Genomic DNA, 14,360 nt, shown 5'->3' with positions numbered 1-14,360 from the left:
GCGGCCATGAAGAAACTTATCCACAACCTGACACCCTGGGCACTGCCGCTGCTGTTGCTGGCCGTGTGGCAACTGTCGGTATCGGCGGGATGGTTGTCCACGCGAATCCTGCCTGCTCCGGTGGCCGTGATCGAGGCCGGGGTCAATCTGGTGCGCAGCGGGGAGATCTGGACCCACCTGGCGATCAGCGGTTGGCGGGCGACGGTTGGTTTCCTGCTCGGCGGGAGTATCGGGCTGGTGCTGGGCTTTATCACCGGTCTGTCGAAATGGGGTGAGCGCTTGCTGGACAGTTCGGTGCAGATGGTGCGAAACGTGCCGCACCTGGCGTTGATTCCGTTGGTGATCTTGTGGTTCGGCATCGATGAGTCGGCGAAGATTTTCCTGGTGGCGCTTGGCACGCTGTTTCCGATCTACCTCAACACCTACCACGGCATCCGCAATGTCGATCCGGCGCTTGTGGAAATGTCCCGCAGCTACGGTCTGTCCGGCTTCAGTCTGTTTCGCCAGGTGATCCTGCCCGGCGCGTTGCCTTCGATCCTGGTGGGGGTACGGTCTGCGTTGGGTTTCATGTGGTTGACGCTCATCGTTGCGGAAACCATCTCCGCCAGCTCCGGCATCGGCTACCTGGCGATGAACGCCCGGGAGTTCCTGCAGACTGACGTGGTGGTGTGGCGATTCTGTTGTACGCCGTACTCGGCAAGCTGGCCGACCTTGCGGCCCGCGGGCTTGAGCGAGTCTGGCTACGCTGGCATCCGGCGTATCAGGTGAACAAGGGGAATGCCCCATGACCGCCCAACAACTCCCGCGCCTGTTGCGAGGCATTCCGCTGGCGGTGCGCAAACTGCAGAGAACCTTCGGCTCGCGCCAAGTGCTGCGGGACATCGACCTGCACATTCCGGCCGGACAATTCGTGGCAGTGGTCGGTCGCAGCGGCTGCGGTAAAAGCACCTTGTTGCGTTTGTTGGCCGGTCTAGATCAGCCCTCGGATGGTCAACTGCTGGCAGGCTCGGCGCCGTTGAGCGCTGCGCAACAGGACACCCGCTTGATGTTCCAGGAAGCGCGCCTGTTGCCTTGGAAAAAGGTCATCGACAACGTCGGCCTGGGGCTCAAAGGCAACTGGCGAGTCCAGGCGTTACAGGCGCTGGACGCCGTCGGTCTGGCCGACCGTGCTGCTGGTGACCCACGACGTCAGCGAAGCGGTGGCAATCGCCGACCGGGTGATCCTGATCGAAGACGGCCGGATCGGTCTCGACTTGCCCATCGACCTGCCACGCCCGCGGGTTCGCGGCTCCCATCGCCTGGCGACCCTGGAGACCGAAGTCCTCAACCGCGTGCTGTCCCTGCCCGGCCAACCGCCGGAACCCGAACCCGTTTCACCCTTGCCCACGCAACTGCGTTGGGCGCAATAACACCACCCAGATAGGAATCGACACCATGACCATCAAAGCCATCAACGTGCGTAACCAGTTCAAAGGCATCATCAAGGAAATCGTCGAAGGCGACGTACTCTCGGAAATCGACGTCCAGACCGCCTCCGGCATCGTCACCTCGGTCATCACCACCCGTTCGGTCAAAGAGCTGGAACTGGCGATCGGCAGCGAAGTGATCGCCTTCGTCAAATCCACTGAGGTGTCTATCGCCAAATTGTGAGCGGTGCATCACCCGATGCCCCGAACGGCGTTGGCCTTTTGGGGCTCGCTCCCACGCTCTGGTTTGGGAGTGCCCCTACGGACACTCTGTGTTCGAGTCTTTGGGGCTCGGAGCGTCTCTGGCTCCGTTCCCAGGCAGAGCGTAGGAATGATTATAAAAGGTATTTAAATGCACTTTATATTGGGTAAAGAGACTTATAAGGATGTTAATCCCTGAGCTTCTTTAACGTCTATTGCATTTAAGCGGTGCTATAGTTCGCTTTAGCATGCCTTAGCAGCCTCTGAGCGCCGTTTATGAATGAGTTTTTCCCTATTGACTGTGCCGACAGCCTCCACGCCATTGGAGTATTGGTAAAAAGCAGGCGCCTGCAAAACCGACAGCGACAAAAAGATCTCGCCGCGTCATTGGCCGTTTCGGAAAGGACGGTACGCAAGATTGAGGCCGGTGACCCGTCCGTGGAATTGCGATCATTCATGCTGGTTCTGTGGCAATTGGGGTTGACCCAGGAAGTGTTTCAGAGCCGCCAGCAAATCGAAGCCTCATCCCTTGCGTCCGTTCAAGCACCACACAAAGCCCGCGTGCGGCTGGCCGGTGGCAAGGGGGACTTTTGATGTCCAGGGCTTACATCTATGTGGAAGATCCCGAAACTGGAGAGGTTCATACACTGGGCCGGTTGAGCATCGACAATGGTCAAGGGGAGTTTATTTACGACCCCGATTATGTCGCCGGCCATGTCTGGGTACCTGACCCGATCCGTTATCCACTTCGTGTCCAACCCTTTGTTGGCATCACCGCTAACCGTGGCGTACCGGGTTTCATCAACGATGCAATGCCTGATAGTTGGGGGAGCGCGTTTTGCGGGACCTTCATCGAACGGATCTGAGCCCTGTCGGGTATTTCGAATGAAATGAAGCGACGGGGCGTTCCGGATGACGACTTGCGTGAGCTATTCAAGCGCATGTGTTTTAACGCGTTGGTTGGCAATGACGACGATCATCCGAAAAACCATGCAATCCTTTGGCTCGAAGGGCGATGGCGGTTGGCGCCGATGTACGACGTGGTGCCAGGACTCGATGGTTCTTCGCCGCCCTATCTTTCGATGGCGGTCGGTCGGAGTGGACGAGCCATCACCCGCGAAAACCTGCTCAGCCACTGTAAGCACTTCGCCTGACGCCCGAGCAGGCAGCCAATGTCCTGGACGAAGTGATCGGGTGGGAAGATGAGCTTGGCGCCCATTACGGTTGCCACCTGAATGGCGCCGAGCTGGATCTCGCTCTAGGCGCAATGGGCGCCATGCGTATGAAAGTCTGAGATCAGACCACTTCGCGCTTGGGCAGGTACGGCGGCAGGTACAACCCCAGGTACGCATCGAACACTCGCATGCCTTCTTCGGCCATGCGCGGGGTGATCTGGCCGTGTTGTTGCACCGAGCGGGCGTAGACCCGGTCGCCCAGCTCCATGGCGAGGGCGAAGACGTCGACGTCATTGGGCAGTGTCGGCAGTTCGAAATGCCGGGAGAAGACTTTGTGCATCAGATCACTGAGTTCGAGGTCGTGCTGGCGGTCGGCCTGGGTGACTTCGGTCAGCCCATGCTGGGCCAGGATCAACTGGCGGGCGGCGGCGTCCTGATCGTAGATCGTCAGCATGCGCTGTTCCACCAACCGCGACAGATCGTGCCAATGGTGCAGCGCGTCGTGATCGATCGGTGCCTGGAGGCAGGCGCGGAAGGCGGCGTGGACGTCAGCAGTGAGCGCTTCGAGCAGGGCTGGAACGCTGGCGAAAAAGTGATACACGGAGGAGGGCGGGATGTCGGCGCGCTCGGCCACGCTGTAGATCGACAGGCTGGCCACGCCTTCCGCCGCCAGCAGCGTGCGGGCGGCATCGAGGATCGAGTCGATCCGGGCCTGGCTGCGTGCGCGAGGTTTGCGAGGGGTGGCGGTGCGTGTCATGGGGCTCTCCTGCAGGGCTGCGCGCATTGTACGCAGAGCAGGCCGATGATCCATACGCTTTTGTGGCGAGGGGATTTATCCCCGCTGGGGCGCGAAGCGGCCCTTCTTTTCTGGGGCCGCTGCGCAGCCCAGCGGGGATAAATCCCCTCGCCACAATGGCCATAAAAAACGCCGCGGCCCTGAGGGCGGCGGCGTTTCTCATTACTGCAACCGCTTAAACGGTATGCAGGTACCAGTTGTACTCAAGGTCGGAGATGGAGTGCTCGAACTCTTCCAGCTCGCTTTCCTTGCAGGCCACGAAGATATCGATGTACTTCGGATCGATGTACTTGGCCATGACTTCGCTGTCGTCCAGCTCGCGCAGGGCATCGCGCAGGTTGTTCGGCAGGCTTTGCTCGTTCTGCTCGTAGCTGTTGCCTTCCACCGGTGCGCCCGGCTCGATCTTGTTGACCAAGCCATGATGCACGCCCGCCAGCACGGCGGCCATCAGCAGATATGGGTTGGCATCGGCACCCGCCACGCGGTGTTCCAGGCGTACGGCGTCGGCGGAGCCGGTGGGCACGCGCAGGGCCACGGTGCGGTTGTCCAGGCCCCAGGTCGGCGAGTTCGGCACATAGAACTGCGCGCCGAAACGACGGTAGGAGTTCACGTTCGGGCAGAGGAACGCCATCTGCGCGGGCAGGGTCTCGAGCACACCGCCGATCGCGTGACGCAGCGCGGCGTTCTGCTCGGGATCCTCGCTGGCAAAGATATTCTTGCCATCCTTGTCCAGAATCGAAATGTGAACGTGCAGACCGTTGCCTGCCTGGCCCGGATACGGCTTGGCCATGAAGGTGGTGTCCATTTCATGGTCGTAGGCGATGTTCTTGATCAGGCGCTTGAGCAATACCGCGTAGTCGCAAGCCTTGATCGGGTCGGCCACATGGTGCAGGTTCACCTCGAACTGCGCCGGGGCACTTTCCTTGACAATGGCGTCGGCGGGAATGCCCTGCTCCTTGGCACCTTCCAGGATGTCCTGGAGGCAGTCGACGTATTCGTCCAGGTCGTCGATCAGGTAGACCTGGGTCGAGTGCGGGCGTTTACCGGAGATAGGTGAACGGGGCGGTTGTGGACGTCCATTCACGTTCTCCTGGTCGATCAGGTAGAACTCCAGCTCGAATGCCGCGCAGATGGTCAGGCCCAGCTCGTCGAACTTGGTCACGACCTGGCGCAGGACTTCGCGAGGGTCAGCGAAGAACGGCTCTCCTTCCAGTTCGTGCATGGTCATCAGCAGTTGCGCGGTAGGGCGCTTCTGCCAGGGTTCGTTGGAAAGGGTGCCCGGGATTGGATAGCAGATCCGATCGGCATCGCCGATGTCCAGGCCCAGGCCGGTGCTTTCCACCGTCGAGCCATTGATATCCAGGGCAAACAGGGAGGCCGGCAGGTTGATGCCTTTCTCGTAAACCTTGTGGAGGCTGGTGCGTTCGATGCGCTTGCCGCGCACCACACCATTCATATCCGCAATCAGAAGGTCAACGTACAGAACCTCAGGATGTTCCTTAAGGAACGCGTTCGCTTCGTTAAGCTGAACGGCACGCGGGGGTACCGACATGATGCAACACCTTTGTTGTTAAAAATATCAATCATTGATCTCTTCGAAAGCCAGTCAACCCGAACGGCATGCCGAAGTCAAGCAGGGCCTTTTTTGCCCTAAAAAAGCACTTGCGAGGCTTTTTTGAGGCAGTTTGGGGCGTTTTTTTCCTTTGAGGGACTTGGCGCCCGCAAGCTTGAGCGGGCCGTGTTGTATTTTTTACGGGGGTGTTGTGTAAAAAAATGAACAAGGCTAAGCTCGATTCAAACCCATAACAGCAATAATACCGGGGTGCTTCATGTCTCGCCTGCCGTACCAACGGCCTCACCAACTGTTCCAGCAGATCGGTTGGCACGCTCGTCGCAATGCTCATCGCATCAGTGATGGCATCTGCTCCCCGGCCACGACGACGGCCGCCAAGCGCTTGCCCATGCTGATGTCGCTCCCGGCGTATCAGTCGTCATCATCGTCCAATATTCTGGACGCTCTGGACGAATTTCTCTTTAGCGGCTCTCCTTCAACTTTAGAACCTTTCCGGCTGATTGTCGGGCAAGGGCAACACAATGCGACGCCGATGCGTCAAACAACGCCTGGCTACTGAACGCAGTCAGGAAACTCACGCCTAGAGGCATTTATGAGTAACAACCTCGACCAGCTCACCGATTGGTTGAAAAACCATAAGATCACAGAAGTCGAATGCATGATTGGCGATCTGACCGGTATCACCCGGGGCAAGATCTCACCGACCAACAAGTTCATTGCCGAAAAAGGCATGCGCCTGCCCGAGAGCGTCCTGCTCCAGACCGTTACGGGCGACTATGTCGAAGACGACATCTATTACGAACTGCTCGACCCTGCCGACATCGACATGATGTGCCGCCCGGACGAAAACGCAGTGTTCCTCGTGCCCTGGGCCATCGAGCCCACCGCTCAGGTGATCCACGATTCCTACGACAAACAGGGCAACCCCATCGAGCTGTCGCCGCGCAACGTGCTCAAGAAGGTGCTCAAACTCTATGCCGATAAGGGCTGGCAGCCGATCGTGGCGCCGGAAATGGAGTTCTACCTGACCAAGCGTAGCGACGACCCGGACTTCCCGCTGCAACCGCCGGTAGGCCGTTCCGGTCGCCCGGAAACCGGACGCCAATCTTTCTCCATTGAGGCGGCCAACGAATTCGACCCGCTGTTCGAAGACGTCTACGACTGGTGCGAATTGCAGGAGCTGGACCTCGATACCCTGATTCACGAGGACGGTACGGCGCAGATGGAAATCAATTTCCGTCACGGCGATGCCCTGTCCCTGGCCGATCAGATCCTGGTGTTCAAGCGCACCATGCGCGAGGCGGCGCTCAAGCACAACGTAGCCGCTACCTTCATGGCCAAGCCCATGACCGGCGAGCCGGGCAGTGCGATGCACCTGCACCAGAGCATCATCGACAAGGAGACCGGCAAGAACGTCTTCTCCAATGAAGACGGGACCATGAGCGAGCTGTTCCTGCACCACATCGGTGGCCTGCAGAAATTCATTCCCGAGCTGCTGCCGCTGTTCGCCCCTAACGTCAACTCGTTCCGCCGCTTCCTGCCGGATACGTCAGCGCCGGTGAACGTGGAGTGGGGTGAAGAGAACCGTACCGTGGGTCTGCGGGTGCCGGATGCCGGACCGCAGAACCGTCGGGTGGAAAACCGCCTGCCGGGTGCCGACGCCAACCCGTACCTGGCGATCGCCGCCAGCCTGTTGTGCGGATTCATCGGCATGGTCGAAGGCATCAACCCGAGCGCACCTGTGGTGGGCCGCGGTTACGAGCGTCGCAACCTGCGCCTCCCGTTGACCATCGAAGACGCCCTGGAGCGAATGGAAAACAGCAGCACCATCGAGAAATACCTGGGCAAGAAATTCATCACAGGCTATGTCGCAGTCAAGCGGGCCGAGCATGAAAACTTCAAGCGCGTCATCAGTTCGTGGGAGCGGGAATTCCTGCTCTTTGCCGTCTGAGGCGCCGGGTGGGGTTGCCTTCGGCAGCCTCGCCCCCACCGATATAAAGGAGAATTCGCATGACCCGCAACAACCCGCAAACCCGTGAGTGGCAGGCCCTGAGCAGCGATCATCACCTGGCCCCGTTCAGCGATTTCAAGCAGCTCAAAGAGAAAGGCCCGCGCATCATCACTCGCGCCAAGGGTGTCTATCTCTGGGACAGTGAAGGTAACAAGATTCTCGATGGCATGGCCGGCCTCTGGTGCGTGGCCGTCGGCTATGGGCGCGATGAATTGGCCGATGCCGCCAGCCGGCAGATGCGCGAGTTACCGTACTACAACCTGTTCTTCCAGACCGCCCACCCGCCGGCGCTGGAATTGTCCAAAGCCATTGCCGATATTGCCCCTGAAGGCATGAACCATGTGTTCTTCACCGGTTCCGGCTCAGAAGGCAACGACACCATGCTGCGCATGGTCCGCCACTACTGGGCGATCAAGGGGCAGCCGAACAAGAAAGTCATCATCAGCCGCAAGAACGGTTATCACGGTTCCACCGTGGCCGGCGCGAGCCTGGGCGGGATGACTTATATGCATGAGCAGGGCGACCTGCCGATTCCGGGCATCGTCCACATCGCCCAGCCTTACTGGTACGGCGAAGGCGGCAACATGAGCCCCGAGGAGTTCGGGCTGTGGGCGGCCAATCAATTGGAAGAGAAGATCCTGGAGATCGGCGTTGACAACGTCGGGGCCTTCATCGCCGAGCCGATCCAGGGCGCAGGCGGCGTGATCGTCCCGCCGGACAGCTACTGGCCACGCATGAAGGAGATTCTCGCCAAGTACGACATTCTGTTCGTGGCTGACGAAGTGATCTGCGGTTTCGGTCGTACCGGTGAGTGGTTCGGTAGCGATTTTTACGGTTTGAAGCCACACATGATGACCATCGCCAAGGGCCTGACCTCCGGCTACATCCCCATGGGCGGCCTGATAGTGCGTGATGATGTGGTCGAGGTGCTCAATGAAGGCGGCGACTTCAACCATGGTTTCACCTATTCCGGTCACCCGGTGGCCGCTGCGGTGGCGCTGGAAAACATCCGCATCCTGCGTGAAGAAAAGATTATCGAGCGGGTCCACAGCGAAACGGCACCCTATTTGCAGAAACGCCTGAGGGAACTGAACGACCACCCGCTGGTGGGTGAAGTGCGCGGTGTCGGTCTGCTGGGGGCGATCGAACTGGTCCGGGACAAGGCCACGCGCCAGCGCTACGAAGGCAAGGGCGTGGGCATGATCTGCCGGCAGTTCTGCTTCGATAACGGGCTGATCATGCGTGCCGTGGGCGACACCATGATCATTGCGCCGCCGCTGGTGATCAGCAAGGCCGAGGTGGATGAGCTGGTGACCAAGGCACGGCAGTGCCTGGACCTGACCCTCAGTGCGTTGCAAGGCTAAGTGCTAGGCTCTGTGCGAGGCGCTTCCAAGGGCCTCGCACAGTCTGAACAAAAGGTCGGGCTTGTGTTGAAAGCCTGCCCTGTAACTTGCCAGACTACCGTTGTTCAGGTTGCCCGCGAGCCGGCTGCTGAACTGTGGCTAAAAAGAATAACTGGAGCATCATCCATGAAGGCAATAGGTATGAAGATAGCTGGCAAGACCCTCCTCGCCATGTCCCTGATGGGCGTGATGGCGAGTGCCGTTCAGGCGGACGATAAAGTGCTGCATGTCTATAACTGGTCCGACTACATCGCACCGGACACGGTTGCCAAGTTCGAGAAAGAGTCGGGGATCAAGGTGGTCTACGACGTGTTCGACAGCAACGAAACCCTGGAGGCCAAATTGCTGGCCGGCAAGTCGGGTTATGACATCGTGGTCCCGTCGAACAACTTCCTGGCCAAGCAGATCAAGGCCGGCGTCTACCAGCCACTGGACAAGTCCAAGTTGCCGAACTGGAAGAACCTCGACACCGACCTGCTCAAGGCCGTGGGCGATGCCAGCGACAAGGGCAACCAGCACGCCTTCCCTTATATGTGGGGCACCATCGGCATCGGCTATAACCCCGAGAAGGTCAAGGCCGCTCTGGGCGTCGACAAGATCGACTCGTGGGACACCCTGCTCAAGCCGGAAAACATTGCCAAGCTCAAGGGCTGCGGTGTGAGCTTCCTCGATTCGCCGACCGAAATGATCCCGGTGGCATTGCATTACCTGGGTTACCCGACCGACAGCCAGGACAAGAAACAACTGGCTGACGCAGAGGCCCTGTTCCTCAAGATCCGTCCTTCGATCAGCTACTTCCATTCGTCCAAGTACATCTCTGATCTGGCCAACGGCAACATCTGCGTGGCCGTGGGTTACTCGGGTGATATCGAGCAGTCCAAGTCCCGTGCGGCCGAAGCGGGCGGCAAGGTCAAGGTGGCCTATGCCATTCCAAAAGAAGGCGCCGGCTCGTTCTACGACATGGTCGCTATTCCAAAGGATGCCGAGAACGTCGAGGCTGCCTACAAGTACATGAACTTCCTGATGAAGCCGGAAATCATGGCCGAGATCACTGACAACGTGCGCTTCCCGAACGGCAACAAGGCTGCCACGGCGTTGGTGGACAAGGAAATCTCCGGTGACCCGAACATCTATCCGTCGGACGAAGTAAAAGCCAAGCTCTACGCAATCAGCGACTTGCCGCCGGCCACCCAGCGGCTTCTGACCCGCAGCTGGACCAAGATCAAATCCGGTAGATAAACCGGCCTGAGGCATCTTCCTGTTGTCGCGGTCATCACGGCGGCGGCAACAGGAGCAATTAAATAACTAAAAGTTTTGCTGGATCGGTTTATCGAGGGTAAGTTGCGCGCCGGTTTTGTTGCAGGGCCCAGCGCGGCCAGGCAACGGGGGCAACTTGGGCCCGACTATTTAAGAGGACCTCCACGTGCCAGTCTTTTCTTTGTTACGCAACGCCTTGCTGGTCGGTGCAGGCCTGACGCTCGCAGTCGGCGTCCAGGCGGCTTCCACCGTGCATATTTATAACTGGTCGGACTATATCGGCGAGACCACCCTGGCGGATTTCGAGAAAGCCACCGGGATCAAGCCGGTCTACGACGTGTTCGATTCCAATGAAACCCTGGAAGGCAAGTTGCTGGCCGGTCATACCGGTTACGACGTGGTCGTGCCGTCCAACCACTTCCTCGGCAAGCAGATCAAGGCCGGGGCCTTCCAGAAGCTCGACAAGGCACAGTTACCCAACTATGCCAATCTCGACCCCGTGCTGCTCAAGCGCCTGGAGCGTAACGACCCGGGCAACCAATACGCCGTGCCATACCTGTGGGGTACCAACGGTATCGGCTACAACGTCGAGAAGGTCAAGGCGGTCCTGGGTGTCGACAAGATCGACTCGTGGGCCATGCTGTTCGAGCCGGAGAACATCAAGAAACTCTCCAGCTGCGGCGTCTCGTTCCTCGATTCGGGTGACGAGATGATCCCGGCGATGCTCAATTACCTGGGGTTGAACCCCAACAGCGTAAACCCCGAGGACTACAAGAAGGCTGAGGCCCAGCTCCTCAAGATCCGGCCTTATGTGACTTACTTCAACTCCTCCAAGTACATCTCCGACCTTGCCAATGGCGAGATCTGCGTGGCTGCCGGTTTCTCCGGCGACATCTTCCAGGCCCGGGAGCGTGCCAGCGAAGCCGACAAAGGTATCGACATCGCCTACGTGATCCCCAAGGAAGGTGGCAACCTCTGGTTCGACATGCTGGCGATCCCGCGCGACGCCGCCAACGTCAAGCAAGCCCATGCATTCATCAACTATCTGCTCAAGCCTGAGGTTATCGCCCAGGTCAGTGACACCGTCGGTTATGCCAACCCGAACCCCAAGGCTGGCGAACTGATGGATCAGAAAGTCCGTACCGACGAAGCGGTTTACCCATCGCAAGCAGTTGTCGACAAGCTCTACGTCAACTCCGAGTTGCCGCCCAAGATCCAACGACTGATGACTCGCAGCTGGACCAGGATCAAGTCGGGTAAATAACCGCTCTAACCAAGGTTCGCCCGTACGGGGCGAACTGTAAATTCTGTGGGAGTTTCGTAAATGGCTGTTGCCTCCGGCGCCTATAAGAAAGCCCTCGAGGGCGACCAGACACCCAAGCAGGTGCTGGTCAAAATCGACCGGGTCACGAAGAAGTTCGACGAGACGATTGCCGTGGACGATGTGTCCCTGGAAATCAAGAAAGGCGAAATCTTCGCCTTGCTCGGCGGTTCGGGTTCGGGCAAATCCACCTTGCTGCGCATGCTTGCCGGCTTCGAGCGGCCCACGGAGGGGCGTATTTTTCTCGACGGTGAGGACATCACCGATATGCCGCCCTATGAGCGGCCGATCAACATGATGTTCCAGTCCTACGCCTTGTTCCCGCACATGACCGTGGCGCAGAACATCGCCTTCGGCCTGCAACAGGACAAGATCCCCAAGGCCGACATCGATGCCCGCGTGGCCGATATGCTCAAGCTGGTGCAGATGAGCCAGTACGCCAAGCGCAAGCCGCACCAGCTCTCCGGCGGCCAGCGTCAACGCGTGGCCCTGGCCCGCTCCCTGGCCAAGCGTCCGAAGCTGTTGCTGCTCGACGAGCCGATGGGGGCTTTGGACAAGAAGCTGCGCTCGCAAATGCAGCTTGAGCTGGTCGAGATCATCGAGCGTGTCGGCGTGACGTGCGTCATGGTGACCCACGATCAGGAAGAGGCCATGACCATGGCCGAGCGTATCGCGATCATGCATCTGGGCTGGATCGCCCAGATCGGCAGCCCGATCGATATCTACGAAACCCCGACCAGCCGCCTGGTCTGCGAGTTCATCGGCAACGTCAACATCTTCGAGACTGAGGTCGTAGACGACGCTGAAGGCCACGCGGTGCTGACCTGCAAGGACCTGGACCGCAACATCTACGTGGGTCACGGCATCAGCACCTCGGTGCAGGACAAGTCGGTGACCTACGCCATTCGCCCGGAAAAACTGCTGGTGACCGTCGAGCAGCCGACCTGCGAGCACAACTGGTCCAGCGGCAAGGTCCATGACATCGCCTACCTGGGCGGGCACTCGGTGTTTTACGTCGAGCTGCCGAGCGGCAAGCTGGTGCAGTCCTTCGTCGCCAACGCCGAGCGCCGTGGCCAGCGGCCGACATGGGGCGATCAGGTGTTTGTCTGGTGGGAAGACGACAGCGGCGTGGTGCTTCGCTCATGAACATGCGCAAATTCAAACGCCGACTTGATCGAATAACGCCCGGTGGCCGTCAACTGGTCATCGGGGTGCCCTTCCTCTGGCTGTTCCTGTTCTTCATGCTGCCGTTCTTCATTGTCCTGAAGATCAGCTTCGCTGAAGCCGACGTGGCGATTCCGCCGTACACCGAGATCTACAGCTACGTCGACCAGAAGCTTCAACTGCTGCTCAACTTCGCCAACTACGTGCTGCTCAGCGAGGACGAGCTGTATATCGCCGCTTACCTGGGCTCGTTGAAGATGGCCCTGATCAGCACCGCGCTGTGCCTGCTGATCGGTTATCCGATGGCCTATGCCATCGCCAATGCCCGCAAAGATAAGCAGACGGTGTTGGTACTGCTGATCATGATGCCGACCTGGACCGCGATCCTGATTCGCGTCTACGCGTGGATGGGCATTCTCAGCAACAACGGTCTGCTCAATGGCTTCCTGATGAGCATGGGCTGGATCAACGAACCGCTGCAGATACTCAACACCAACCTGGCGGTCTACATCGGCGTGGTTTATTCCTATCTGCCGTTCATGATCCTGCCGTTGTACGCCAACCTGGTCAAACATGACCCCAGCCTGCTGGAGGCCGCTTCCGACCTGGGTTCGAGTACCTTCAACAGCTTCTGGAAAATCACCGTGCCGCTGTCCAAGAACGGCATCATCGCCGGGTGCATGCTGGTGTTCATTCCAGTGGTGGGCGAGTTCGTGATCCCGGAACTGCTGGGCGGCCCGGAAACCCTGATGATCGGTAAAGTGCTGTGGCAGGAATTCTTCAATAACCGTGACTGGCCGGTGGCGTCCGCCCTGGCGGTGGTGATGCTGGCAATCCTGATTGTGCCGATCATCCTGTTCAACCGCAGTCAGGCCAAGGAAATGGAGGGCAAGGAATGAAGCGCTTCAGTTTTTCAAGCCTGATGCTGGTGCTGGGATTGCTGTTCATCTATGCGCCGATGCTGATCCTGGTGATCTATTCGTTCAACGCCTCGAGGCTGGTGACGGTGTGGGGCGGCTGGTCGATCAAGTGGTACGTCGGCCTGCTGGATAACACCCAGTTGATGGGCTCGGTGCTGCGTTCGCTGGAAATCGCCTGCTATACGGCAATCGCTGCGGTGGCCCTGGGTACACTGGCGGCCTTCGTGCTGACCCGTATCACCCGCTTCAAGGGACGTACGCTGTTTGGCGGCCTGGTCACCGCGCCGCTGGTGATGCCGGAAGTGATCACCGGCCTGTCGCTGTTGCTGCTGTTCGTGGCCATGGCGCAGATGATCGGCTGGCCCCAGGAGCGTGGCATCGTCACGATCTGGATTGCCCATACTACGTTCTGCGCAGCCTATGTGGCGGTGGTGGTCTCCTCACGCTTGCGTGAGCTGGACCTGTCCATCGAAGAGGCGGCCATGGACCTCGGTGCGCGCCCGTGGAAGGTGTTTATCCTGATCACTATCCCGATGATTGCGCCGTCGCTGGCGGCGGGGGGCATGATGTCGTTCGCGCTATCCCTGGATGACCTGGTACTGGCGAGCTTCGTGTCGGGCCCGGGTTCGACGACCTTGCCGATGGAAGTGTTCTCGGCGGTGCGACTGGGCGTGAAGCCGGAGATCAACGCCGTGGCCAGCCTGATCCTGCTGGCGGTTTCGGTGGTCACCTTTCTGGTCTGGTATTTCAGCCGCCGCGCCGAAGAGAATCGCAAGCGGGCGATCCAGCAAGCCATCGAAGAAAGCGCCGCCGATTCGTGGAAGCAGCCGGAAGTCCGCCGGGCGGCGGCTGCATAGGTCTGAAGGTGACAGTGTGGCGAGAGAGCAAGCTCTCTCGCCACAGGGTTTTCTGTCGCTCACAGCTCGTTGGCCTGCCACAAATTCACTGTGGGAGCGGGCTTGCTCGCGAAAGCTATGAATCAGTGGGCACAGAGGTTGACTGTGAGGCCGTCTTCGCGAGCAAGCCCGCTCCCACATAGTTGTTCGCACATCCGTGACTCACCACGGAACAAA

14 protein-coding genes and 2 pseudogenes are annotated in these 14,360 nt (G+C 59.3%); 14 read left to right on the top strand and 2 right to left on the bottom strand.

The genetic code is table 11. From position 1 onward, the window contains the following. Positions 1–6: 6 nt before the first annotated feature. The 6 genes and pseudogenes from ssuC (at position 7) to QZH45_RS28710 (ending at position 2,821) form a co-directional block, all read left to right on the top strand. Positions 7–788, top strand: a pseudogene (ssuC, locus tag QZH45_RS28735) (aliphatic sulfonate ABC transporter permease SsuC). Continuing rightward, a pseudogene (locus QZH45_RS28730) lies at positions 785–1,409 on the top strand (ATP-binding cassette domain-containing protein). The pseudogenes ssuC and QZH45_RS28730 overlap by 4 nt, the downstream one beginning before the upstream one ends. Positions 1,410–1,434: 25 nt before the next feature. Beyond that, positions 1,435–1,650 (top strand): TOBE domain-containing protein, encoded by a 216-nt coding sequence (locus tag QZH45_RS28725; RefSeq protein ID WP_024780485.1) that lies wholly within the window; start codon positions 1,435–1,437, stop codon positions 1,648–1,650. Positions 1,651–1,943: 293 nt separating this feature from the next. Continuing rightward, positions 1,944–2,261 (top strand): hypothetical protein, encoded by a 318-nt coding sequence (locus QZH45_RS28720; RefSeq protein ID WP_053190584.1) that lies wholly within the window; start codon positions 1,944–1,946, stop codon positions 2,259–2,261. Then, positions 2,261–2,533: a HipA N-terminal domain-containing protein gene (locus tag QZH45_RS28715; protein WP_024780482.1), complete on the top strand. Its 273-nt coding sequence runs from the start codon at positions 2,261–2,263 to the stop codon at positions 2,531–2,533. Before QZH45_RS28720 ends, QZH45_RS28715 begins: the two co-directional genes overlap by 1 nt. Positions 2,534–2,587: 54 nt before the next feature. Next, positions 2,588–2,821 (top strand): HipA domain-containing protein, encoded by a 234-nt coding sequence (locus tag QZH45_RS28710; RefSeq protein ID WP_231995011.1) that lies wholly within the window; start codon positions 2,588–2,590, stop codon positions 2,819–2,821. Positions 2,822–2,963: 142 nt separating this feature from the next. Here the strand turns inward: QZH45_RS28710 and QZH45_RS28705 are convergent, their stop codons facing one another. Next, the gene (locus tag QZH45_RS28705; protein ID WP_024780480.1) at positions 2,964–3,599 is read right to left on the bottom strand and encodes a TetR/AcrR family transcriptional regulator; all 636 of its coding nucleotides are present in this window, start codon (positions 3,597–3,599) and stop codon (positions 2,964–2,966) included. A gap of 214 nt (positions 3,600–3,813) precedes the next feature. After that, entirely contained in the window at positions 3,814–5,190 is a 1,377-nt protein-coding gene (locus tag QZH45_RS28700; protein ID WP_024780479.1) for a glutamine synthetase family protein, read from the bottom strand. A 277-nt stretch (positions 5,191–5,467) separates the two neighbouring features. Between QZH45_RS28700 and QZH45_RS28695 the strand changes: the two genes are divergently transcribed. The 8 genes from QZH45_RS28695 to QZH45_RS28660 all read left to right on the top strand — a co-directional run bounded on the left by QZH45_RS28695 (position 5,468) and on the right by QZH45_RS28660 (position 14,144). Further along, positions 5,468–5,770, top strand: coding sequence for a hypothetical protein (locus QZH45_RS28695; RefSeq protein WP_147460400.1), 303 nt, complete (start codon positions 5,468–5,470; stop codon positions 5,768–5,770). A 33-nt stretch (positions 5,771–5,803) separates the two neighbouring features. Then, positions 5,804–7,162, top strand: a complete 1,359-nt coding sequence (locus tag QZH45_RS28690) for a glutamine synthetase family protein (RefSeq protein ID WP_024780478.1) — start codon at positions 5,804–5,806, stop codon at positions 7,160–7,162. 59 nt (positions 7,163–7,221) lie between these two features. Continuing rightward, on the top strand, positions 7,222–8,586 hold the full coding sequence (locus QZH45_RS28685) for an aspartate aminotransferase family protein (RefSeq protein ID WP_024780477.1): 1,365 nt from the start codon (positions 7,222–7,224) through the stop codon (positions 8,584–8,586). 180 nt (positions 8,587–8,766) lie between these two features. After that, positions 8,767–9,864, top strand: coding sequence for a polyamine ABC transporter substrate-binding protein (locus QZH45_RS28680; protein WP_024780476.1), 1,098 nt, complete (start codon positions 8,767–8,769; stop codon positions 9,862–9,864). Positions 9,865–10,048: 184 nt separating this feature from the next. After that, complete coding sequence (locus tag QZH45_RS28675; RefSeq protein WP_024780475.1) at positions 10,049–11,146, top strand: polyamine ABC transporter substrate-binding protein; 1,098 nt, start codon at positions 10,049–10,051, stop codon at positions 11,144–11,146. Between the two features lie 60 nt (positions 11,147–11,206). Continuing rightward, positions 11,207–12,349, top strand: a complete 1,143-nt coding sequence (locus QZH45_RS28670; RefSeq protein WP_024780474.1) for an ABC transporter ATP-binding protein — start codon at positions 11,207–11,209, stop codon at positions 12,347–12,349. Next, complete coding sequence (locus tag QZH45_RS28665; protein ID WP_053190582.1) at positions 12,346–13,266, top strand: ABC transporter permease subunit; 921 nt, start codon at positions 12,346–12,348, stop codon at positions 13,264–13,266. The genes QZH45_RS28670 and QZH45_RS28665 overlap by 4 nt, the downstream gene beginning before the upstream one ends. After that, positions 13,263–14,144 (top strand): ABC transporter permease subunit, encoded by an 882-nt coding sequence (locus QZH45_RS28660; protein WP_024780472.1) that lies wholly within the window; start codon positions 13,263–13,265, stop codon positions 14,142–14,144. The genes QZH45_RS28665 and QZH45_RS28660 overlap by 4 nt, the downstream gene beginning before the upstream one ends. Positions 14,145–14,360: the final 216 nt, after the last annotated feature.

Origin of the sequence: Pseudomonas corrugata, assembly GCF_050920615.1 — a bacterium.
GTDB classification, from domain to species: domain Bacteria; phylum Pseudomonadota; class Gammaproteobacteria; order Pseudomonadales; family Pseudomonadaceae; genus Aquipseudomonas; species Aquipseudomonas corrugata.
The sequence above is the reverse complement of the archived record's forward strand: the minus strand, read 5'-3'. Positions and strand labels throughout refer to the sequence as shown.

Coding starts and splice junctions, on each gene's coding strand:
- QZH45_RS28700 (WP_024780479.1), bottom strand. CDS start 5,190: ATGTCGGTACCCCCGCGTGCCGTTCAGCTTAACGAAGCGAACGCGTTC.
- QZH45_RS28695 (WP_147460400.1), top strand. CDS start 5,468: ATGTCTCGCCTGCCGTACCAACGGCCTCACCAACTGTTCCAGCAGATC.
- QZH45_RS28685 (WP_024780477.1), top strand. CDS start 7,222: ATGACCCGCAACAACCCGCAAACCCGTGAGTGGCAGGCCCTGAGCAGC.
- QZH45_RS28725 (WP_024780485.1), top strand. CDS start 1,435: ATGACCATCAAAGCCATCAACGTGCGTAACCAGTTCAAAGGCATCATC.
- QZH45_RS28705 (WP_024780480.1), bottom strand. CDS start 3,599: ATGACACGCACCGCCACCCCTCGCAAACCTCGCGCACGCAGCCAGGCC.
- QZH45_RS28670 (WP_024780474.1), top strand. CDS start 11,207: ATGGCTGTTGCCTCCGGCGCCTATAAGAAAGCCCTCGAGGGCGACCAG.
- QZH45_RS28660 (WP_024780472.1), top strand. CDS start 13,263: ATGAAGCGCTTCAGTTTTTCAAGCCTGATGCTGGTGCTGGGATTGCTG.
- QZH45_RS28690 (WP_024780478.1), top strand. CDS start 5,804: ATGAGTAACAACCTCGACCAGCTCACCGATTGGTTGAAAAACCATAAG.
- QZH45_RS28720 (WP_053190584.1), top strand. CDS start 1,944: ATGAATGAGTTTTTCCCTATTGACTGTGCCGACAGCCTCCACGCCATT.
- QZH45_RS28665 (WP_053190582.1), top strand. CDS start 12,346: ATGAACATGCGCAAATTCAAACGCCGACTTGATCGAATAACGCCCGGT.
- QZH45_RS28715 (WP_024780482.1), top strand. CDS start 2,261: ATGTCCAGGGCTTACATCTATGTGGAAGATCCCGAAACTGGAGAGGTT.
- QZH45_RS28680 (WP_024780476.1), top strand. CDS start 8,767: ATGAAGATAGCTGGCAAGACCCTCCTCGCCATGTCCCTGATGGGCGTG.